Origin of the sequence: Rufibacter ruber (assembly GCF_014138425.1) — a bacterium.
GTDB classification, from domain to species: Bacteria; Bacteroidota; Bacteroidia; order Cytophagales; family Hymenobacteraceae; genus Nibribacter; species Nibribacter ruber_C.
In genome coordinates this window covers 40,480-61,246 of sequence record NZ_JACJIQ010000021.1, presented here as the reverse complement: position 1 = coordinate 61,246, position 20,767 = coordinate 40,480, and the positions used below count along the sequence as shown (strand labels likewise).

The window sequence follows — 20,767 nt, the reverse complement described above, 5'->3', positions numbered from 1 at the left end:
ATAGGTTTGCATCTAATTTGCTCCAAACCTATGGCGCCTGCACATGCGCTTCAAAAGAGATACTCCAACGGCAGGTTTCTGTAGACCAACGGCTTCTGCGGCGCCAGAAAACGTTGGTCCATTGCGGCAAGCCGTTCATCCTGAGAGAGACACACTTTATCCAGCGGTGTGTGCAATGTGGCCGGAAGCGCTTACCTTGGCGGCATGAAAAGGGCGAATGCTTTTAAGTGGCCGCACGAGGCATGGCTGCACGTGGCCTTCTGGCTCCTGGCCTGGCTGGTTTTTAACAGCCCGCTGTTAGATGCGCGGGTGTACAGCCTGAAAACCAAACTGGGCACGCTCTGGCTGCCCTCCATCTTCTGGACGGTCTGCAACATGCTTCTTTTCTATGCCAATGCCCTGTGGCTCATGCCCGGCTTCCTGCGCAAAGGCAAACCCCTTCTGTACGTGGCCCTGCTAATGGTTTTGCTAGCGGCCATCAGCAGCATTGAAGCCTACTCAGACCGGTTTTTCTGGAACCTGTACATCAAAGACCGCGAGTTCTGGTTTGACCGCGGCGTGTTCTTCCAGAACGGCCTGTACAATGCCTGTGTGCTGCTGCTCTCTTACACCTACAGCTACATCAAAGACTCTATTCAGTACACCCAGAGGCAGCGGCAGTTAACTGAAGAAAAACTGTCTGCTGAGCTGCAGTTTCTCAGGGCGCAGGTAAACCCCCACTTCCTGTTCAACACCCTGAACAACCTGTTTTCATTAGCCCGGCGGGAGAAGGCGGAAGGCACCGCCACCGGCATGGCCAAGCTGGCGCACCTCATGCGCTACATGCTCTATGACAGCAACGCGCCTGCCGTTCCGCTGGAAAAGGAGGTGGGGTACATACAGGATTTCATCACCCTCCAGAAACTCCGGTTCTCTGAAAGCCATGACATCTCCATTAAGTTTGAAGTGCTGGGCAATGTGCAGGCGGTGCAGGTTCCTTCCCTTCTGTTGATCCCGTTTGTGGAGAATGCCTTCAAGCATGGCATCAGTTTCAGGCAGGCGTCTTATATTCACCTTCAGCTGCAGGCCCAGCCAGACCTGCTCACCTTCATTGTCAAGAACAGCCTGAACCCTCACGCCCAGACAGAGGAATACCAGGAGCCGGCCTCTGGCGTGGGGCTGGAGAATGTGCGCCGGCGGCTGGCGCTGCTGTACCCGCACAAGCATGACCTGGAGATTATTTCCACCGAAACCAAGTTTGAAACCCGTCTCACCCTGCTACTCCCGTAACCATGCTCACCTGCCTTGCCATTGATGATGAGCCCATGGCTCTGGACGTGCTGCGCGACTACGCCCGCATGACCCCGCACCTGCAACTGATCAATACGTTTGATGACGGGCTGAAAGCCCTGGCCTACCTGCAGACCAACAAGTTTGACTTACTTTTTCTGGACATCAACATGCCAGACTTGTCTGGAATTCAGATCCTGAAGGCGCTGCGCCACCCGCCCATGGTCATTTTCACCACCGCCTACTCAGAATACGCCGTGAAAAGCTACGAGCTGGACGCGGTAGACTACCTGCTCAAGCCCATTGAGTTTGACCGTTTCCTGAAAGCGGTGAACAAAGCCATAGAACTGGTGCAGGCCAAAGGCCCGGTCTCTTTGCCGGCAGCGCCTGCCCCCGCCAAAGAGTTCCTCTTCCTAAAAAGCGGACACCAGATGGTGAAGGTGCTGCTGGGTGATATCCTCTACATTGAGAGTGACAAGAACTACAGCACCTTTGTGTTGCCGCACCAGAAGATTCTTTCGCTCATGCCCTTGACAGAGGTACAGGCGCTGCTCCCCGCCGGCCAATTCTTCAGAATACACAAGTCTTACATTGTGGGGCTACAGCACCTGCAGGTCATTGAACGGCACCAGGTAATGGTGCACGGCTACTCATTGCCAGTTGGCAAAGTCTACGGTGAGGCCTTCTTCCGGCTACTCAACCAGGGAGTCTGACGTTGCTGTTTTTGGCCTGTTTTCTGAAAAACAGGCCAAAAACAGCAAGCAAGGTTCTCAGCCCAGACGCTGATTCTGCGTATAAGCTGCCCATACCCCTTTATTATCACCATGCCCGCTGCTACCATTCCGCTTTTTCCTGAACTCACCCCGGTGCTGGACAATGTGACGGCACTTGATTTTGAGACCACGGGGTTGAGTGCCAGCAAAGGGCGGGTGATTGAGATGGCCGCCTTGAAAAGTTCTGGCGGGAAAGTGGTCACTCAGTTTCAGACCATGGTAAAGCTGAAGGGGAAGATTCCGGCCAAGACCACGCAGCTCACAGGCATCAGGCAAGAAGATGTACGGCAGGGCATGGAGGAGCGCACCGCCTTCCTGATCTTGCAAGAGTTGATTGGTGACAGCGTGGTAGTGATGCACAATGCCCCGTATGACCTGGCCTTTCTCTACAGCGCGTACCAGCGGCTAAGCCTCCCCCCGGTGCAGCATCCGTTTCTGGACACGCTCTCGGTTTGCCGCCTGCGGCAGCCTTCGCCCAGAAGCCTGCCAGACATGTGCCGTGCGTACGGGATTGAGCACACCCGCTGGCACCGGGCGCTACCAGACACCACCGCCACCTGGAAACTTCTGCACCGGCTGCATGAAGAGAGCCCGGTAGACCCGTTGCTGAACAAGATTGTAGTCAACCCTCAATACGGCTGGCCCAAGTGGCTCCCGCCCCTGGCAGAGATCCTGCTGCCGCCAGACACGTCTGCTTCTGAGCGGGGTCAAGCACCCGTTGCGTAGCGTTTCTGCCCTGTTTTTCAGAAAACAGCCCCAAAACAGAAACTGCCACCCACACCCTTTCTTTCTACATTTCCAAGGGAGCCCCTGCCTACGCACGCGTCCGGCCAGGCCCTCATTTTTGTATTTTACCCTACTCAAATTCCGTATTTAATCAATACACCTCTGGCAGAGCCTCCCGTTAAAACCATTACCGGAACCAGTCAGCCCCAGGCACATTGTGATTATTCCGGAGGGATCAACAGTTCAACACAACGGGAAAGGATAGGAATGAGAAAGATACAGTTGATTTGGTCAGTATGCCTGTGCTGGGGGCTTCTCTCGTGCTCTGACACAGATGACAACCTGCAAGAGGTGGAGCAGGAGGTGAATTTCCTCTCCAAAGGGGTTTACCCTTTAGAAAACGCCTCTGATCTGGATGTGGTCATCCAGGACATAGGCAACAGCACCTATGTTCTACTGGGGGAAGCCAGTCACGGCACCGCCCAATTCTATGAATGGCGCGCCACCCTTACCAAACGCCTCCTTCAGGAGAAAGGCTTTAATCTAATTGCCGTTGAAGGCGACTGGCCGGCGGCGTACGCCTTCAACGAGTACATTCAGGGACAGCGTTCTGGCAGCGCGCGCCAGGTTTTGCAGTCTTCGTTTCAGCGCTGGCCCACCTGGATGTGGGCAAACCAGCAGATTGCTTCGCTGGGCGAATGGCTGCGCCAATACAACGCGGGCGCGGGGCAGAACAACCGGGTGGGCTTCTACGGACTAGACGTGTACAGCCTCTGGGAATCACTGGATGCCCTGCAGCATTACCTGGAGAGCAATAATCTGCCGGCGGCCCAGCTGGCTAGAAATGCGCAGGCGTGTCTGGCCCCTTATCACCGTGATGAGCAGTTGTACGCACAGGCCACCGCCCAGGGCAGTACGTGCTCAGATCAGCTGCAACAGCTGTACGAGGCCGTGAAAGCGCACAGGGCAAGCAGCCCCGCGGGTGACGAGGCTGCCTTCAACGCCGAGCAGAACGCATTGGTCGCCCTGAACGCTGAGCGCTACTACTACCAGATGGTCAGGAGCGATGCAGGGTCCTGGAACGTGCGTGACCGCCACATGCAGGAGACGGTGAACCGGCTGGTCACCCAACACGGCAGCCATGCCAAAATCATCATTTGGGCGCATAACACCCACGTGGGCGACGCCCGCTTCACTGACATGGCACAGGCCGGCATGGTGAACATTGGCCAGCTGCTGCGGGAGCAGCACGCGGGCGCGGGGGTGTATCTGGTGGGCTTCGGGACGTATCAGGGGCGGGTGGTTGCCTCTAACCGCTGGGGCGGCCCTACCCAGGACATGAACGTACCCGCCGCCATCACCAACAGTTGGGAAGACATTCTGCACCGGCAGGGCCAACACAACAAGCTTCTGCTGATGCGGGAACTGCAGGATATTCCTGAGGCCCTGCGCAGCCGGGGGCACCGTGCCATTGGCGTGACGTACAGCCCCACTGCTGAGCGGGGAAACTATGTGCCCACCGTTCTGCCCAACCGCTATGACGCGTTTCTGTTCCTGGACCAGACAACCGCGTTGCACCCGCTTGGCTCCCTCTGACCTGGTAGGCCCCACCCGATTAGGGTTACCCTTGGCGTGCCCGCCCGAAAGGGAATGGCGCAATGCGGTTACAGCAACAGCCCATAGCATTTAAGTTTAGTTTTGGAGAAAGGAGCGGTTTCCCAAAGGCCGTTCCTTCTGTTTTAGGGCTGTTTCTCTGAAAACAGCCCTAAAACAGAAACCCACTTTGCTTTCGGCACAGGTCATTTCATTGCCACTGGGTAAAAAGCTTTCTAGCGGGCGTTCATTGGCTGTTTTCAGAAGTGGGTGAGGCAGTAGCATAAGCGGTTTGAGTACCCGCCCATGCCGGCAAGCCGGAAGAAGTCCATAAAAAAAGGGAGCCGCGGCATGGCCGCAACTCCCTTTTCTTCTTTTTTATTCCCGGGGCAAAGGCCAGTCACCTCCTTTGCCGCAGGCAAGGTAGTTACCCTACAACACTTTTACCGCCTTGGCAATGTCATTGCCTTCGTCATCACGGTCAATGTCAAATTCTACCCGGTCCCCAACGCGCAGCTCGTTAAAGTCTGTGTCAATTACGTTGGTGAAGTGGAAGAACAGGTTGTTGGGCGGGAACTTGATGAAGCCATAGCCGTTTTTCAGGCTCATGATTTCGCCTTCGCCGTGGCTGCTGCTGTTGCCCACGTTGTCTTCCTGGTCATCATCATATTCAACCGGTTGAGAAGTAGTTGTCCGTTTCTGGTCAGGCTGTACAAATAGGCGTTGAATGGCGGCGTCATGGCGGGCCAGGCGCTGGTCAATGATCCCGTGCATAGCCAGCGGGTACGTCACTTCCGCGAGCAGGTCTTGTGACGGGCGCGTAGTCATGCGCTGCCCGTTGTCTGTGGTATATTCAAATTCCCAGGTCAGGGCCATCACGCGGGTACCCAGGGTGTTCACCTTGCGCACCAGCGGCACATAATCTCCGTCTGAAGAGATCAGCACCAGCACGTCAAACCGCTTGTAGAACGCCTGCTCAAACGCCTCTAAGGCCAACCACACGTCTATGCCGCGCTCCTGCTTGTACCCGTCTGGTGTAGTCCGCACCGGCAGGTAATGGGTAGTCACGCCCTCAGACATGAGGATGTCATCAAACACGCGGTCCCAGTACAGGGTGTCACCGCGCTGGCTGGCGTCATACGCGTTCAGCCTGCCCCTGAAGTAGTGGGCATCAACAATTTTGCAGAGGCGCGGGTCCAGGCCCTCTTCTTCCGCCACTTGGTCTCTGATGAATTCATGCAGCCCAGAGATACTAATTCTGCGTTTGCGCGAGTGCCCATACGCATAATAGTTACTGACCTGCAAGAAGTAATTGCCGTCATAGAAAACGCCAATTCTAACGAGTTTGTCTTGCATCTGTCTTCCGTTTGTCTGTCTATAAATCAATTGTCTGTCTCTCCTAAAAGTGATTTGCGGGGAAAATAAAAAGAGAGGTGGCAAGGCACCGACAAGTTTTGGAGGAGTAGCAGGAGCGGTGATCTATTTTACAATATACTTTTTAATCTATGTTTGTTTCTGCTGGTCTTGTAAACACCTGTGGCTGTTCCTTTTTACTGGGCCACAAATCTTTTTATTATTCATTTATTATTCAGAAAGCAGCACCCGTTACAGGAACTGCCCATGGTATCATCTGCCCAGAATAAACCGGACCAAATGATTTCCCCGTCATGTCAAAGAACCTTTTCTGTCCCCAGAAAAGCGTTGCAAAAGTAGGCAATGGATATTTGTCTAGCAACCACAAAAATAACGGCACCTGGGGCAGGTTTATTTCCTGCCCCAGGTGCCGTTAAAGAGTTTTTTTAGCTTTTGTTTAGTTAAAGCCCGCGCCTGATGTTTAATATGGTTGCATCTATTTGTCGCAGAGGTTCAGACTTGCGCTTGCCTCCTGGTTCCCCCCCATGATCTGCATCGCTATTCTATCACCAGCCTCTGCTGTACCTTCTGCCCATTTTGACAGATCAAAAGTTTCCAGGTTGGCCCCCCCTTCCAGCGTGACAGCTTTCACCGGCCTGTTTTTCCTGACTATGTAGAACCGTACCTCCTCTAACTGGAAACTAGTTTCAAAAGAAACCTTACCGGCTAACTCTTTGATTGGGTAGCAATTGGTGATAGGTATCACTTTGCCGTTGATCAGCAGCTTTGCAGTTGCTCCTTCAATGGGTTGCACAGCGCCAGGGCCTGTAAAAGCTGTCTGCCCAAAAAGCAGCAGACACAGAATAAGATGAGTGATACTTTGTTTTTTCATAGGGAACACCATAGTTACGTTGATAAAATAATGAATACATAAAGCAACTTACCCGCTGCCAGCCAGGCACTTGGCCAGCAACACCATAGAAGTTTACTAAACGTACCTGATTATACTCAACTTTACAACTAAAAGATTAGTTATATTTTAATCTGGCGGCAAGTATTTATCTGATAGACTTGCCGCCAGATGGATTCCCTAGAAGTTACGTTACCCTTTCAGCACTCCCAACTCGCGCCCCACCTCGGTAAACGCCTGAATGGCGCGGTCAATCTGCTCTTTGGTGTGTTCGGCTGACAGCTGCACTCTGATACGGGCTGCGCCTTTGGCCACTACCGGGTAGTAGAACCCAATCACGTAGATGCCTTTCTCCAGCATCTTAGCGGCAAACTCCTGCGCCAGCGTGGCCTCATACAGCATCACCGGCACAATGGGGTGTACCCCGGCCCGTATATCAAAGCCTGCGGCGGTCATGTTCTCCCTGAAGTACATGGTGTTCCACTCTAATTTATCGCGCAGCTCAGTGGTGGAACTCAGCAGATCCAACACGGCCAGGGAACCGCCCACAATGGCCGGGGCCAGCGAGTTGGAGAACAGGTACGGCCGTGAGCGCTGGCGCAGCATGTCAATGATCTCTTTCTTCCCGGTGGTGAATCCGCCCATGGCGCCGCCCAGGGCTTTGCCTAGGGTGCCGGTGATGATGTCCACGCGGTCCATCACGTTGTGGTACTCGTGGGTGCCGCGGCCGGTCTTGCCAATGAACCCGGTAGAGTGTGACTCATCTACCATGACCAGAGCTCTGTATTTATCTGCCAGGTCACAGATTTTGTCTAGCTGGGCAATGGTGCCGTCCATAGAGAAGGAGCCGTCTGTGACAATGATGCGGTGCTTGGCGTTCTGGCTTTCCTGCAGTTTGGCCTCCAGGTCTGCCATGTCATTGTGCAGGTAGCGGTACCGCTGGGCCTTGCACAGCCTGATGCCGTCAATGATGGAGGCGTGGTTCAGGGCGTCTGAGATGATGGCGCTCTGCTCGTCAAACAGAGGCTCAAACACCCCGCCGTTGGCGTCAAAGGCGGCCGCGTAGAGAATGGTGTCTTCGGTGCCCAGAAATTGGGCCAGTTTCTGCTCCAGTTGCTTGTGAATGTCCTGGGTGCCGCAGATGAAGCGCACTGAGCTCATGCCGTAGCCGTGGGTGTCAATGGTGCGTTTGGCCGCCTCAATCACCGCCGGGTGCGAAGAGAGGCCCAGGTAGTTGTTCGCGCAGAAGTTCAGCACCTCACCGGTCTGCTGCGTTTTAATGGCGGCGTGTTGCGGGGTGGTGATGATGCGCTCGCGTTTGTATAAGCCGTTGGCTTGAATCTCAGCTAGCTGCTGCTCTAAATCTGGCTTTAAGGTCTCGTACATGGGTATGGTCTGTTAGCTTGTTTCTGGTTATAATTCTCAGTTTTGGCCTGTTTTACGAAAAACAGCCCATAAACGCCCTTTCCTTTCTCCTTACTTCCGCAGGAACTGCGAAACAGGCAACAGGGCAACTTCTTTCGTATTAATAAAAAGTAGATAGAAGTCTAGGTGATGAAGCTCCTTCTTTTGCCAAAGATACAAAAGGCGGCCACCCTTCCCTACTTTTAGGACCCGAGAGAATAACGTACATTTGTTTTCCTATTCAAAACCTGCATGACACAAGCAAAAGATACAATTCTGGTAATAGGCGCCTGCGGCCAGCTGGGCTCTGAACTTACCCTGGAACTGAGGGAAATGTACGGCGGCGCCCACGTGGTGGCCGCTGATATCCAGTACCCTAAACAGGCCGACCTGCGCGAGTCCGGGCCGTTTGAGATTGTAGATGTGCTCACCCCGCAGCACCTCTCTGACCTGGCGTCCCGCTACCAGTTCACGCAGATTTACCATTTGGCCGCCATCCTTTCCGCCACCGGCGAGAAGAACCCCAAGTTTGCCTGGCGCCTGAACATGGACGGCCTGTTCAACGTGCTGGACTTTGCGCTGGAGCAGAAGGTGCAGAAAGTGTACTGGCCGTCTTCTATCGCTGTCTTTGGCCCCAGCACGCCGCGCCAGAACACGCCGCAGGACACCATCATGGACCCCAACACCGTGTACGGCATCAGCAAACAGGCCGGTGAACGCTGGTGTGACTACTACTTCAACAAATACGGGCTGGACGTGCGCAGCCTGAGGTACCCGGGCCTCATTGGCTACAAGGCTCTGCCCGGCGGCGGCACCACAGACTACGCCGTTGACATTTACCACCAGGCGCTGGCCAAAGGCACCTACAAATGCTTCCTGAGCGAACACACCCGCCTGCCCATGATGTACATGCCAGACGCCATCAAGGCCACCCTGGACCTAATGCACGTTCCGGCGGAAAAAGTGAAGGTGCGGTCTTCTTACAACCTGGCGGCCATGAGCTTTACCCCCCAGGAGATAGCCACCAGCATACAGCGCCACTACCCAGACTTCAGCATCACCTATGAGCCAGACGCCCGCCAGCAGATTGCTGACTCCTGGCCGCAGACCATTGATGACCGCGCCGCCCGCCAGGACTGGGGCTGGCGCCCGAAATACGACCTGGACACCATGACTGATGACATGCTGCTGCACCTGAAAAGGATAAACAACTAACGTTGAGTCTTGAGTTCTGAGTCCTGAGTTTAGGATGCAAAACAAAGCTTTTCTTCCCGCTTAGATCAAAGCAGGCATAGATAAAACCCTCACCCGTTTGGAACGGGTGAGGGTTTTTCTTTAGCCAGCTTCCAGTCATCTCAGAAATATTGCCTGTTTTTGGCCTGATTTCCTGAAAACAGGCCAAAAACAGGAACCGAACTCAAGACTCAGAACTACAGACTCAGGACTATCAATAAAGTAACCTTTCCGGTTTCTCGCCAGTTATTAGTTCAGCAGGTGTTATTTAAGCGTTACGGGCATGATTGTAAACCCCCACGAGAAAGGATGGGAGCTAATTTTTCAGCAGGCACATGCCCTGTTGGCGGCTGAAATAGGGTTTGCCTGGCTTCTTGAGAAGCGCCCTCTCCACTTTGTCCAGACCTTGGCGGCCATTGCCCAGCATGATGACGGGCAGAAAGAACTCAGGAATCACTATACCCTCACGCCCGCGGGCGCTCCCGCCAATTTCACCCAGCTTCCGTTCAGTCTGGCGCAGGCGCAGCAGGTCATGAAAGAAGCCCGTTTTCAAGGCCGGTGGCGAAGCCTGCTCACCAGTATGCACCTTTCCTTTCTCTATGAGACCCTGCGGGGGCAGAAAACCGAGTGGGACCATTTTTTAGAGGAGCAATTGGCCAGCCAGAAACTATGGCGCCAGCAGCTAAAGGTCAAAAAAGCCGAAGCGCAATATGCCTATGATTTCATGCAGTGGTGTGACCGCCTCTCCCTCATTCTCTGCCGCAATGAACTGCCTGAAATGGAGCGCGCCCTGGAAATAAGTGATGGCCCAGACCGGCAGAAGTATGAGGTCAGGCAGCTGAGTGACGCTACCATTGTGGTGCAGCCGTGGCCCTTTGAACAACCCTCTTTGGCACTGGGTGTGGAAGTACGCTACCTGCAACAGCTCCACTTCACCTCAGACCAGGAGTTGGCGCAGGCCATCTGGCAGGCACCCGTGCAACAGAAATCCTGGGTCCTTAAAAAGAGTTAGGAGAAGGACTACAACACATGACAAGGGAACAGTTGATAGATTTACAGCACAAATCTATTTTCAATTTGATCCTTTTTTATGTTCAAGAAATTTCTTCTTGTCTCCTGGGTGGCGCTTGCCATGGCAGCACCTGTCTTTGCCCAAGAAAGTGGCTCTGAGTTCAAACCTCAAGCCGGGGAGATAACCGCAGAAGTACAGCTGAACCTTACCAATTCCAGCGGAAGCACAATTACCCTTAACGGCATCAGAGGACGTTACTTTCTCAGCCCTACCAAAGCTTTTAGATTAGGGATCAGCGGCTCTATCAACAACAGTGACCTGGCAAACGATGTAGAGCGCACCTCCTCCACTTTCAGAATACCGCCTGGTATTGAAAACCACTTCACCGGTACAGAGAGGCTGTCGCCATACATTGGCGCCTAAGCATTTTTTGCAAATTTTTCTTATGATGAGAAAGTACCTGATTATGAGGTAACCAATGGTTGGGGTACTAAGAGCTTGTTTAAATTTTGATTTTGCAAGCGAAAACGGGGAGCAAAAGGTTCTGGCGAAGCGTTTTTTGAGCAGCATACGCCCCGCTATGGTGCGAGTCAACCGCGAAGTCAGGTTCTTTTGATACCCGTTTGCAGCGCAAAAGGCAAATTTAAGCATGCTCTAACAACAACAGCACAGGCCCTAGAGCTTACTCAAGTTAAGGGTAAACCTGTTGGCTGGAACTGATTACTATGTGGCGCGCCATTTATACTTAGGCATAGAGTTTGGCTTAGGCCTGGCAAGCACTAAGTATAAAGGCGTTACTGTTAAAAGCAGCAACTTCAAAAGCACCTCAACCGGGTATAGCTCCTTCTCTCTTGGTCTTACTACCATTGCGGGCATTCGGTTAGGCTACACCTTCTAATTCCTGCACCTGCCCGTGCTCTTATTCACTGGCAGGTGTTTTTCTCAACCTCAGGCGTTCATCCCCGTTAATACAGGGCTAGAACAACCAGAACTACCATGGCTATCCAGACATCTTCAGACGCAGAGCTACGCTCTATCATCTTTGCCAAAGAGCGCGTGATTGTGAAATTCATTGATGAGAACTGCACCATCTGCAAGAAGCTGGCCCCGTCTGTAGAGAAATTCTCTGATGACCCCAAATACCAAGACATCACTTTCTTGAAAATGGACGCCTCTGAAAACCCCGTGTCCAGCAAAGAGGTCAAGCTCTCTGGCACGCCCTTTTTTGCCACCTATTTCAAAGGCACTCTCAAAGACTGCGGCCTGCTTTCTTCTGAGCGGGAGGTACAGGCGCTGCTTGACACGTTGGTAGACTGCTGCGACTAACCTGTTTTCAGGCTATTTTCAGAAAAACAGGCCAGAAACGGGCGGCCCCGCCCAAGATGTTTGTTAGCACCCAAAGCTGGTCCCACCTCCCCAAAAGGGGCTCTGTTTTAGGGCTACTTTCTGAAAATCAGGCTAAAAACGCATAAGCGGCTCTTTAGGCTTACCCAGGGAAACCGTACCTTTGCTGTATGCGTCACCGGTTACTCTCCTCTGTTGTTTTTTGGGTGGGGCTGGTCAGTTTGCTCCTGCCTGCTGCCTGCCAGAAATCCACTTCGCTTTCTACCACCGCCCCCAGTGCGGCGGTAGCCCAGCACCCGTTGCCAGAGCGGCGCCTTTCTACCATTAACGTACCCATCACCATCCCGGTCACATTACTGGAGCAGGTGCTGAATGAGCAGTTAACCGGCGTTCTGTACCAGGATGACAACCTGGAAGACGATGACCTGGCCGTAAAGGTCACCAAAGCGGCACCCATTCGGCTGAAAGCCGAGTTCAGTAAACTGTACGTAGAGGTGCCCCTGCGTGTCAAGGCCAAAGGCCGGTGGCAGTGGAACGCGTGTGAGCTCTGCAAAAAGCTGCAGAAAACCGAGGAGACCGAGTTTGACCTGGTGGTCAAGACCGAGAGCCGGCTGCAGGTGCTCCCCAACTACCAGCTCAAGAGCTACACCAGCGGCGACTTTGCCTGGGGCGAACGCAAACCCACCCTGTCACTGGGGCCGCTGACCATCAACCTGGCAAAATTCATTGAACCGCAGCTCAAAGCCCAGCTCAACCCCATGCTGCAACAGCTGGACAAGGAGCTGCAGCAGCGGGTGAACCTGAAGGCGTATCTGGCAGAGGCGTGGCAGCAGGTGCAACAGCCTTTCTCTGTGCATGACGGCTACAAAGCGTGGCTCACGGTTGAACCCAAAGCCGTGCGCATTACGCCGCTGGCCCTGCAGAACAACCAGATGAGCCTACAGATTGGCATTGACGCACTCCTGGCGGTGTCTATGGGGCAGAAACCGGCATTAGCGGCCTTGGTTCCGCTTCCGGCGTTCACGCCCGCACGCACCTTGCCGCAGGAGGCCCAGATTCAGGTAGCCACAGACCTCTCTTACCCTTACCTCACAGACATGCTGCAGAAAGAGCTGCGCAACCAGACCTTCTCGTTTGAGGGCGGCAAGCACCAGTTTACCGTGCATGACCTGGTGGTGAGCGGCTCAGGCCGACAGTTGCTGCTGGCGCTAGATGCCAGCGGCATGGCCAAGACCGGCTTCCTGACCAAGAAATTTCAGGGCAAGATTTACCTGCAGGGTACGCCCTACTATGACGCCGCCACCCAAAGCCTGAAGGTGAAAGACCTGGAGTATGAGGTCAAGACCCGGGACCAGCTGGTGAATACCGCCAACTGGCTTCTGCAGAACAAGTTGAAAACCCAGCTGGAACAGCAGATGGCCGTACCCGTAAAAGACCAGCTCACCGCCATGCGGCAGTCCCTGAAAACCGGCCTGGCCGAAAACCGGCTGCACGAGCGGGTGCTTCTGCGCGGCACCGTTCTCTCCTTTGAGCCAGACACGCTCTTTCTGACGCCCTCTGGCGTGCGCACCCTCTTTGTCTCCTCTGGCAAGATGGCGCTCTTTGTGCAGTAGGCAACCGGCTTCCCCTTGCCCCAGGGTATTCCTGTTTTCGGTTAAATCAACTATTCGGCCCTGCTGTGCGTATCTGAATTTCCAGATATTTTACAAAACGACCACACGGGCCTATGGCGAATTATTCTACCAAAAGTATTTTCCAGCTGATTGCCAACTCTGGCAAGGAGTTCATGAAGAACAACTCCCTCCGGTTGGCGGCGGCATTGTCTTATAACACCATTTTCTCGCTTCCGCCGCTTCTCTTCATAGTGGTGAAATCTGCGGGCGCCATCTTTGGGGAAGACGCAGTGAGTGGCCAGCTGTTCACGCAGATCAAAGGCATTATAGGCACTGAGGCCGCCTCAGAAGTGCAGAAGATTCTCCAGAACGTGCACCTGGAGGGCTCCAACCCCCTGGCCACCTGGATTGGAATTGGCACCCTGATCTTTGCCAGTACCACCATCTTTGTCACGTTGCAGGAGTCCTTGAACCAGGTCTGGAACCTGCAGACCAAGGCCAAAAACGGGGTGATGAAACTGGTCATAGACCGCCTGCTCTCCTTTGGGATCATTCTCAGCATCTCTTTCTTGCTGCTGGTCAGCTTTGTGATCAGTGCGGTGCTGGGGGTGCTCACTGACTTTTTAAAGCAGCAACTACCGGGCGTGGCAGTCATTTTCATCTTCCTGCTGGACATTGTGGTGTCCCTGGGTTTTATAACGCTGCTGTTCGCCCTCATTTACCGGTACCTGCCAGACGCCATTATTCGCTGGCGCGATGTGTGGGTGGGTGCCTTTGTCACGGCTCTGCTTTTCATTCTGGGCAAGTACCTGATTGGCTGGTATCTGGGCCAGAGTGACATGAGCAGCACCTACGGGGCCGCCGGCTCTGTGGTCATTCTGCTCTCCTGGGTATATTACTCGTCTCTCATCATCTTCTACGGCGCTGAGCTCACGCAGGAGTACGCAGACACGTACGGGCACCCCGTCAAGCCCAACCACAATTCAGTGCGCATTGAGGTGCGGGAGCTGCCGCATGAAGAAACAGAGGAAGCCAACAAAGCCGGCAGGCCGCCCGCAGAGGGCCGTTTCCGGAAATAACCACCTCCCCTCATAGGCAGAAGCCAGGGAACCCACCTTACACTGGGCACTCCCTGGCTTTTCTGTTTTCGCAGCGCCAGCATACCGGGCCAAGATCAAGGGAAAAGCATGCTCAAAAGGATGGTAACTTGCGGGATACCGGCCAGTTCACCAGAATACAGGGCCTGCACTTGAAATATGACCGTGATTCACTAACATTGCGCCCGCTTAGAAGTGACAAAGGTTACTATAAAAAGGCAGCGGCCATAGGGGTTTTGCGCAGGTTACCTGTCATAGGTAAAAGGCAAATTTCCAGCAGCTTCCGCAGCTTTTTTCGCTTTTTTCCCGTATACGTATTACCAATCTGACTAAAAACCTCTGTTCATCTTCTCTGTAACTGGTATGCGGCGGCTGATCGTGCTTATGTTTCTTCTACCCGTTTGGGCTTACGGTGGCTGCCAAAGCCGGCAGGAACCAGATACCCCGCGGGTTACGGCCGCCTCTTACAGGCCGGCAAACCGCACAGCCCCTAAAAGTGCCTTCCAGCGCAACTACAACAACACCGCCACCATGACCGCCTTCTATGAGCGCACAGAACTGGCCATGGAGGAGAACCCTGAGGTAAGGAAAGCGTCTGATTTCATTGCCAACCCGTTTCTGCCCGCGGTAGACCCGGCCTTGAAGCACTATGTGGCCCAACTCAAGACCCGCTACCAGGTGGTGAAAGACACCATTGCCAACGTGCACAACCCGCGCTACACAGACACGCTTTTTCAGCTGAACTTTGACTCCAGCACCGTTGAGCTCTACTACCCCATGTACACCAAACGGTTCCTGCTGTCTTACGCAGACATCAAAAGCCCCAATCTGGCCCTCCGGAACGGGCTAAAAGTAGGCACCCCGCGCGAAGAGCTGCTGCAGAAGCTACAGGGTTACAAACTGTTCATCAAAGAGCAGAAAAACCTGATTGAGGTCTGCGACTGGGAACGCAACTCCTGGCTCCGGTTTCACATGACCAAAGGCCGGGTGAGCAGCATCCAGTATGAGGGGTACATTGATTAATTAAGAATTGGTAATTCCGAATTAAGAATGGAAGGCGCGATTGCCCATAAGCGCTGGTTTCCCTTTTGATTTTGCAGGCGAAAACGGAGGCCGCAGGTTCTTCACTAGCATTTTCTGAGCAGCATACCAGCGCTACGGCCAAGGCAAAAGCGATCTCAGGTTCTTTGGCGGCCCGCTTATAGCGTAAAAGACAGATGAGAACACGCTCTTACGTAAAATCAGCGCTTCTCCGTTAGTCAGGTATTTACGCCTGCAGGTTTACGCTTTGTTTTAGGTGTATTACATACCCAATATGTTTAACATTATTCCGAACTGGTAAGAAAAAGCCTGCTCTGGCCGCCAATCCGGGCAGGTAGTGACGTTTCTGTGCGGCTCCAGTTGCAGCATTATGTGTTCTTCAATGGTCACTTCCTCTTTAGAACATCACGCTTAGCCTCAGACTCCCGTTTGGTGAGAAGCTTGCTTTGGCAGACGCTGAAAGATGTAGATTCTGTTTTTGACCTGTTTTTCAGAAAACAGCCCGAAAACGGCCTCCTCCTCTTTCCAGAAATTCCTAATTCTTAATTCTGAATTCTTACTTTTGAAAATGAATTTGGAGGTAAGGCAAACCAAAGACGGCTCTACCACGCTTTTTGTGCCGGAGCTGAATGAACACTACCATTCAGTGCACGGGGCGCTGCAGGAGTCATTGCACGTGTTTATCAAGATGGGGCTGGAGGCAACGCTGCACCGCCTGCCTACAGTACGGGTGCTGGAGGTGGGGTTCGGCACGGGCTTGAACGCCTTGCTCACCTTGCAACACTCTCGGCTCACCGGGGCCACGGTCCGGTATGACACGCTGGAGAAATACCCGCTCGCGCCGGAGGTGGTACAGCAGCTTCAGTTTGAAAAATTCATCCTGAACCCGGAGCTGCTGGACTTCTTTCTGCCCCTGCACGCCGCCCCCTGGGAGCAGCCGGTGGCCGTTAGCCCACAGTTCACGCTGCGTAAACTGGAAACTGACCTGGAAGCCTTCGCCCCTGCCCCAGAACATTATGACCTGATTTACTTTGACGCGTTCGCGCCTGAGAAACAGCCCCACCTCTGGACAGACGCCATCTTCCAGAAGATGTATGACTGCCTGGCCCCGGGCGGAACACTGGTCACCTACTGCGCCAAAGGCAGTTTCAAGCGCAGCCTCAAAGCGGCAGGGTTCGCCGTTGAAGCCTTGCCCGGCCCGCCCGGTAAGCGGGAAATGACGCGTGGGGTGAAAGAAGCGCTGCCGAACAAGTAAAGACGGCTTTGATGCCGCAAGACTCATTCTGTTTCCGGGCTGTTTTTTGGAAAACAGCCCGAAAACAGAAACGCTGCTTCTCGGGGCCGGGCAAAAGAACACCCCAGAGCATGCCGTAGTCCCCCAGCGGTTTCTCTGCCTGCGTCTGTCCAGAAAACACGGGCGGCGGCGGAAATCAGGAGGTTGTTTTGTACCTTCAGCTCTCCAAACCAACTGACCACCCTTTACATGAGAATGCTCTCTTTTCTGGCGGCCTTTCTATGGGCCAGCCTGAGCCTGCACGCCCAGCCCGGGCAGCCTTCCAAAGCGAATTATGCCCTGGCCGCCCGCTTCTCTCCAAAAAAACTGGAGAAGCTCATTTTCAGCACCAGCGTGGACCCGCACTGGCTCAAGAAAACCGACCAGTTCTGGTACCAGTACGAGACCCCGAACGGCAAGAACTGGTACGTGGTAGATCCGGCCACTAAATCTAAGCGCGCCATTTTTGACCTGGACAAAGTGGCGGCCGCCATCACCTTGATTGTCAAAGACCCGTTTGACGCGCAGCACCTGCCCATAGAAAACCTCAAGTTCACTGAGGACGAGAAAAGCGTGCAGTTTGAGGTGAAAAGCACCGTGGACGTGGTGAAGAAAGACCGCCTTGACAAAAAAGCCCCTGACTCACTGGAGAAGAAAACCCATTATTTCCAGTACAACCTGGCCACCCGCCAACTCACCGAGCTCAAAGACTACGAGAAACCGAAACGCAAGCCTACGTGGGCTTCCATCTCCCCAGACCAGAAATTTGTGATTTTCGCCAAGAACTACAACCTCTACTGGATGGACAAGGCCAACTATGAGAAGGCCCTGAAAAACGAGAAAGACTCCACCATTGTAGAAAACCAACTCACCAAAGACGGCATAGAGTACTACAGCTACGGCGGCGACTCTAACGGCGAGAACAACGTGGAGAAGGAGAAGAACAAGAACAACCGCAAGCCCGCGTACGTGCTGTGGTCGCCAGACGCTAAGTATTTCCTGCTCACCCGCACAGACGCCCGCAAGGTGAAAGACCTGTGGGTGATCCATAACACGGCGGCGGGCCGCCCGGCGCTGGAGACGTACAAATACCAGATGCCCGGCGAGAAAGAGGCACCTATCAGGGAGTTTGTCTTGTTTAACTTCCCAGAGAAAACCCAGAAGAAAATCACCGCCGCCGCTTTTAAAGACCAGGAACTGTCTGTATGGCCGGCCCCTTCAAAGCAAAGCGCCCGGGATGACGAGTTCCGCCCCAGCGTGTGGCATGGCACCAAAGACAAGATCTATTTCACCCGCACCAGCCGTGACCTGAAGAAGATTGACGTGTGCGCCCTGGATGTACCCTCAGGCACGGTGAAACCTATTATTGAGGAGCGCTTCAACACCTACGTAGAAGTAGCCCGCGTAGGCTTGGTGAACGGCGGGAACGAACTCATTCACTGGTCTGAGCGCGACGGATGGGGCCATTTCTACCTCTATGACGGCAACGGGAAACTCAAAAACCAGATCACCTCGGGCCCTTTCCACTGCGAAGACTTAGTGGCCATTGATGAGAAAGCCCGGGTCCTCTATTTTTCGGCCAACGGCCGCGAAGCCAAGGAAGACCCTTATTACCTGCACCTGTACCGCGTGAACTTTGACGGCTCTAACCTGAAACTGTTGAACCGCGGTGACTTTGACCATTCTTCCAGCATGAGCGACAGCCGCCGCTTCTTTGTCAACAATTCCTCGCGGGTGAATACGGTTCCTAAATCTGTGCTGTATGACAACAACGGCAAGAAAGTCATGGACCTGGAAACCGCAGACTTGTCCAGATTAATGGCGGCTGGCTACAAATTCCCAGAGCCGTTCAAGGTGAAAGCCGATGACGGCATCACGGACCTGTACGGCGTCATGTACAAGCCCTTTGACTTTGACTCCACCAAGCAGTACCCCATCATTGAGTACATCTACCCCGGTCCGCAGACCGAGGCGGTGAACAAGGCGTTTGGGCGCAGCATGGACCGCATGGACCGTTTGGCGCAGCTGGGTTTTGTGGTGATTACCGTGGGGAACCGCGGCGGCCACCCGGCCCGATCCCGGTGGTACCATACCTACGGCTACGGCAACCTGCGGGACTACGGCCTGGCTGATAAGAAAGCCGCCGCAGAGCAGTTGGCAGACAAATACTCTTTCATTGACATTAACCGCGTAGGCATTACCGGCCACAGCGGCGGGGGCTTTATGTCAACGGCGGCCATGCTGGTGTACCCAGACTTCTTCAAAGTGGCCGTGTCTGGCGCGGGTAACCATGAGAACAACATCTACAACCGCTGGTGGTCTGAGAAACACCACGGCGTGAAAGAAGTGATTTCCGCCAAAGGCGATACCACGTTCCAGTACAGCATTGACAAGAACCCAGACCTGGCCAAGAACCTGAAAGGCCACCTGCTGCTCACCCACGGCGACATTGACAACAACGTGCACCCCGCCAACACCATTAGAATGGCAGACGCCCTGATCAAGGCCAACAAGCGGTTTGACCTCGTGCTTATGCCCGGCCAGCGCCACGGCTACGGAGACATGACCGAGTACTCCTTCTGGATGACCGCCGATTATTTCTCTAAATACCTGCTGGGCGACTTCTCCCAGACGGTGGACATCACGGAGATCAACAGAGAGACCGAGCAGAATAACAAACGCCCGCAGCCTAGCCGCCGGGCCACGCCCGAAGCCGGGGAATAACCGCCCCGGCTCAAGATAAGCAAGGCCGCTACTTCATGCAGGTGAGGTGGCGGCCTTTTCTTTGTACTGAATGCCTTCCCCGCCCAAAAGGCTGTTTTCGGCCTATTTTCGTGAAAACAGCCCGAAAACAGAAACGGTCTGTTTCTGGTTTAACTCCGGGGGTTTTCAAGGCGGCAGCAGCTGGTGGAAGGTTTAAAGCAGTTTTGCGTTTTTGGCCTGTTTTCAGAAAAACAGCCCGAAAACACAACATCAGGACCTCCAGAGGCGGTGTCACATCTTTTTTTGCCGGGCGTCCCGTATAAGGCATCTATGAACCGCCTTTCCTTCCCGGCTCTGGTGCTTGTTGGGTTTCTATGCTCCTGCACCAGAGACAATGCCACCCAATATGAGACCGCCCCTACCGCTGAGACGGTAGAGTCTTCTGTGGCGCCTGCGCCACAGGTTACGTTCCAGCGTTTTACGCAGGAACTGCCGGCGCTCACGCTTCCGTTTACAGCTACCTGTTCGTTTGACTATGCGCTGGCCGAAACCATTGACACCGCTACCACGCGCGCTTTCCTGAAACCGCTTGAACTCCCCTACCGGCGCATTCCCGTGTCTAAAGACGTTACGGCAGTACTGGCGCTTTTTCCGGCAGATGAAACGTTGCCCCGCCTCAGGACTTTTTCCCAAGTAGGCGTTCTGCTGGATGAACAGGACCTCAAGTTCAACCCCTGCGGGGAAGAACCAGGCTTTTCCCACTCAGAGCAGTTTACCATACAGAAAGATCTTTCTATTGTGCACCTTGACAGCACCACCCGCTGGCAGTTTGACGCCCAGTACAACGAGGTTCCCAATACCAGAAAGCTCACTGTTACCCGTAAACGCTTTACCATTACCGCCAACGGACAGATTACTGAGACGAAATAAGTGGCTGGCTGTTTTTATTTAAGGCTGTTCCCTGAATATCTTCGCACATGCAAGACTTCAAAAAATACTACCTTCTTCCGGCCACCCCTGAGGAAGTGTACATTGCCCTCACCAACCCCATCACCCTGGAGATCTGGACCGGAGACAAAGCCCAGATGTCTACTGAACCCGGTACCGAGTTCTCGCTCTGGGACGGCAGCATTGTAGGCAAGAACCTGGAGTTTGAGGAGGGCCGGAAGCTGGTACAGCACTGGTACTTTGAAGGCGAACCCGAAGACTCTATTGTCACCATCAAACTGCACCCGCACAAGCAGGGCACCTCTATGGAGGTGAAGCAGACCAATATCCCGGATGAGGCGTACAGGGATATGGTGGAGGGCTGGGATGAGGCGTATGCCGGCGCGTTGGTGGCGTTTTTTGAGGAGCAGTAGGAGCCCTTCAGCATTTCTTCTGCCAACGTCTTAGAGCTTGTTTACATTTTGATTTTGCAAGC

General features: G+C 53.9%; 18 protein-coding genes. 15 read left to right on the top strand and 3 right to left on the bottom strand.

The window, feature by feature from the left end; genetic code table 11:
- Positions 1–204 precede the first annotated feature (204 nt).
- From FHS90_RS19605 to FHS90_RS19590, 4 genes are all read left to right on the top strand, one after another.
- Positions 205–1,269 (top strand): sensor histidine kinase, encoded by a 1,065-nt coding sequence (locus tag FHS90_RS19605; protein WP_182514281.1) that lies wholly within the window; start codon positions 205–207, stop codon positions 1,267–1,269.
- 2 nt (positions 1,270–1,271) lie between these two features.
- Complete coding sequence (locus tag FHS90_RS19600) at positions 1,272–1,982, top strand: LytR/AlgR family response regulator transcription factor (protein ID WP_182514280.1); 711 nt, start codon at positions 1,272–1,274, stop codon at positions 1,980–1,982.
- A gap of 111 nt (positions 1,983–2,093) precedes the next feature.
- A complete protein-coding gene (locus FHS90_RS19595; RefSeq protein ID WP_082893636.1) occupies positions 2,094–2,768 on the top strand; it encodes a 3'-5' exonuclease in 675 nt (224 codons plus the stop codon).
- A gap of 267 nt (positions 2,769–3,035) precedes the next feature.
- Positions 3,036–4,364 carry an erythromycin esterase family protein gene (locus FHS90_RS19590; RefSeq protein WP_182514279.1) on the top strand — a complete coding sequence of 443 codons (1,329 nt, stop codon included), beginning with the start codon at positions 3,036–3,038 and terminating at the stop codon, positions 4,362–4,364.
- 429 nt (positions 4,365–4,793) lie between these two features.
- Here FHS90_RS19590 and FHS90_RS19585 read toward each other — a convergent pair whose 3' ends face one another.
- From FHS90_RS19585 to kbl, 3 genes are all read right to left on the bottom strand, one after another.
- A complete protein-coding gene (locus FHS90_RS19585) occupies positions 4,794–5,717 on the bottom strand; it encodes an NYN domain-containing protein (RefSeq protein ID WP_066835788.1) in 924 nt (307 codons plus the stop codon).
- A gap of 493 nt (positions 5,718–6,210) precedes the next feature.
- Complete coding sequence (locus FHS90_RS19580) at positions 6,211–6,606, bottom strand: hypothetical protein (RefSeq protein ID WP_182514278.1); 396 nt, start codon at positions 6,604–6,606, stop codon at positions 6,211–6,213.
- Positions 6,607–6,816: 210 nt separating this feature from the next.
- On the bottom strand, positions 6,817–8,010 hold the full coding sequence (gene kbl, locus FHS90_RS19575; protein ID WP_182514277.1) for a glycine C-acetyltransferase: 1,194 nt from the start codon (positions 8,008–8,010) through the stop codon (positions 6,817–6,819).
- A gap of 270 nt (positions 8,011–8,280) precedes the next feature.
- On the opposite strand from kbl, the gene FHS90_RS19570 reads away from it, so the two are divergent.
- The 11 genes from FHS90_RS19570 (at position 8,281) to FHS90_RS19520 (ending at position 20,705) form a co-directional block, all read left to right on the top strand.
- A complete protein-coding gene (locus FHS90_RS19570) occupies positions 8,281–9,243 on the top strand; it encodes an NAD-dependent epimerase/dehydratase family protein (protein ID WP_066835794.1) in 963 nt (320 codons plus the stop codon).
- Positions 9,244–9,544: 301 nt separating this feature from the next.
- Positions 9,545–10,273 carry a DUF3891 family protein gene (locus tag FHS90_RS19565; protein ID WP_182514276.1) on the top strand — a complete coding sequence of 243 codons (729 nt, stop codon included), beginning with the start codon at positions 9,545–9,547 and terminating at the stop codon, positions 10,271–10,273.
- Positions 10,274–10,351: 78 nt separating this feature from the next.
- The gene (locus tag FHS90_RS19560) at positions 10,352–10,696 is read left to right on the top strand and encodes a hypothetical protein (RefSeq protein ID WP_182514275.1); all 345 of its coding nucleotides are present in this window, start codon (positions 10,352–10,354) and stop codon (positions 10,694–10,696) included.
- Between the two features lie 573 nt (positions 10,697–11,269).
- On the top strand, positions 11,270–11,599 hold the full coding sequence (locus tag FHS90_RS19555) for a thioredoxin family protein (protein WP_066835799.1): 330 nt from the start codon (positions 11,270–11,272) through the stop codon (positions 11,597–11,599).
- 188 nt (positions 11,600–11,787) lie between these two features.
- Positions 11,788–13,230, top strand: coding sequence for a DUF4403 family protein (locus FHS90_RS19550; protein ID WP_182514274.1), 1,443 nt, complete (start codon positions 11,788–11,790; stop codon positions 13,228–13,230).
- 113 nt (positions 13,231–13,343) lie between these two features.
- Positions 13,344–14,309, top strand: a complete 966-nt coding sequence (locus FHS90_RS19545; protein ID WP_066835803.1) for a YihY/virulence factor BrkB family protein — start codon at positions 13,344–13,346, stop codon at positions 14,307–14,309.
- Between the two features lie 381 nt (positions 14,310–14,690).
- Complete coding sequence (locus FHS90_RS19540; protein WP_182514273.1) at positions 14,691–15,350, top strand: hypothetical protein; 660 nt, start codon at positions 14,691–14,693, stop codon at positions 15,348–15,350.
- Positions 15,351–15,936: 586 nt separating this feature from the next.
- Positions 15,937–16,623: a tRNA (5-methylaminomethyl-2-thiouridine)(34)-methyltransferase MnmC2 gene (gene mnmC2 / locus FHS90_RS19535; protein ID WP_182514272.1), complete on the top strand. Its 687-nt coding sequence runs from the start codon at positions 15,937–15,939 to the stop codon at positions 16,621–16,623.
- Between the two features lie 228 nt (positions 16,624–16,851).
- Positions 16,852–19,365: a S9 family peptidase gene (locus FHS90_RS19530; RefSeq protein WP_182514271.1), complete on the top strand. Its 2,514-nt coding sequence runs from the start codon at positions 16,852–16,854 to the stop codon at positions 19,363–19,365.
- A 309-nt stretch (positions 19,366–19,674) separates the two neighbouring features.
- Positions 19,675–20,274 (top strand): hypothetical protein, encoded by a 600-nt coding sequence (locus FHS90_RS19525; protein WP_182514270.1) that lies wholly within the window; start codon positions 19,675–19,677, stop codon positions 20,272–20,274.
- Between the two features lie 47 nt (positions 20,275–20,321).
- The gene (locus FHS90_RS19520; RefSeq protein ID WP_066839733.1) at positions 20,322–20,705 is read left to right on the top strand and encodes an SRPBCC domain-containing protein; all 384 of its coding nucleotides are present in this window, start codon (positions 20,322–20,324) and stop codon (positions 20,703–20,705) included.
- Positions 20,706–20,767: the final 62 nt, after the last annotated feature.

What these genes read in the sequence shown, in the direction of transcription:
- FHS90_RS19605 (WP_182514281.1), top strand. Translation starts at nt 205, where the DNA reads ATGAAAAGGGCGAATGCTTTTAAGTGGCCGCACGAGGCATGGCTGCAC.
- FHS90_RS19560 (WP_182514275.1), top strand. Translation starts at nt 10,352, where the DNA reads ATGTTCAAGAAATTTCTTCTTGTCTCCTGGGTGGCGCTTGCCATGGCA.
- FHS90_RS19590 (WP_182514279.1), top strand. Translation starts at nt 3,036, where the DNA reads ATGAGAAAGATACAGTTGATTTGGTCAGTATGCCTGTGCTGGGGGCTT.
- FHS90_RS19580 (WP_182514278.1), bottom strand. Translation starts at nt 6,606, where the DNA reads ATGAAAAAACAAAGTATCACTCATCTTATTCTGTGTCTGCTGCTTTTT.
- FHS90_RS19585 (WP_066835788.1), bottom strand. Translation starts at nt 5,717, where the DNA reads ATGCAAGACAAACTCGTTAGAATTGGCGTTTTCTATGACGGCAATTAC.
- FHS90_RS19520 (WP_066839733.1), top strand. Translation starts at nt 20,322, where the DNA reads ATGCAAGACTTCAAAAAATACTACCTTCTTCCGGCCACCCCTGAGGAA.
- FHS90_RS19595 (WP_082893636.1), top strand. Translation starts at nt 2,094, where the DNA reads ATGCCCGCTGCTACCATTCCGCTTTTTCCTGAACTCACCCCGGTGCTG.
- FHS90_RS19525 (WP_182514270.1), top strand. Translation starts at nt 19,675, where the DNA reads ATGAACCGCCTTTCCTTCCCGGCTCTGGTGCTTGTTGGGTTTCTATGC.
- FHS90_RS19530 (WP_182514271.1), top strand. Translation starts at nt 16,852, where the DNA reads ATGAGAATGCTCTCTTTTCTGGCGGCCTTTCTATGGGCCAGCCTGAGC.
- FHS90_RS19600 (WP_182514280.1), top strand. Translation starts at nt 1,272, where the DNA reads ATGCTCACCTGCCTTGCCATTGATGATGAGCCCATGGCTCTGGACGTG.
- mnmC2 (WP_182514272.1), top strand. Translation starts at nt 15,937, where the DNA reads ATGAATTTGGAGGTAAGGCAAACCAAAGACGGCTCTACCACGCTTTTT.
- FHS90_RS19565 (WP_182514276.1), top strand. Translation starts at nt 9,545, where the DNA reads ATGATTGTAAACCCCCACGAGAAAGGATGGGAGCTAATTTTTCAGCAG.
- FHS90_RS19555 (WP_066835799.1), top strand. Translation starts at nt 11,270, where the DNA reads ATGGCTATCCAGACATCTTCAGACGCAGAGCTACGCTCTATCATCTTT.
- FHS90_RS19570 (WP_066835794.1), top strand. Translation starts at nt 8,281, where the DNA reads ATGACACAAGCAAAAGATACAATTCTGGTAATAGGCGCCTGCGGCCAG.
- FHS90_RS19540 (WP_182514273.1), top strand. Translation starts at nt 14,691, where the DNA reads ATGCGGCGGCTGATCGTGCTTATGTTTCTTCTACCCGTTTGGGCTTAC.
- FHS90_RS19550 (WP_182514274.1), top strand. Translation starts at nt 11,788, where the DNA reads ATGCGTCACCGGTTACTCTCCTCTGTTGTTTTTTGGGTGGGGCTGGTC.
- FHS90_RS19545 (WP_066835803.1), top strand. Translation starts at nt 13,344, where the DNA reads ATGGCGAATTATTCTACCAAAAGTATTTTCCAGCTGATTGCCAACTCT.
- kbl (WP_182514277.1), bottom strand. Translation starts at nt 8,010, where the DNA reads ATGTACGAGACCTTAAAGCCAGATTTAGAGCAGCAGCTAGCTGAGATT.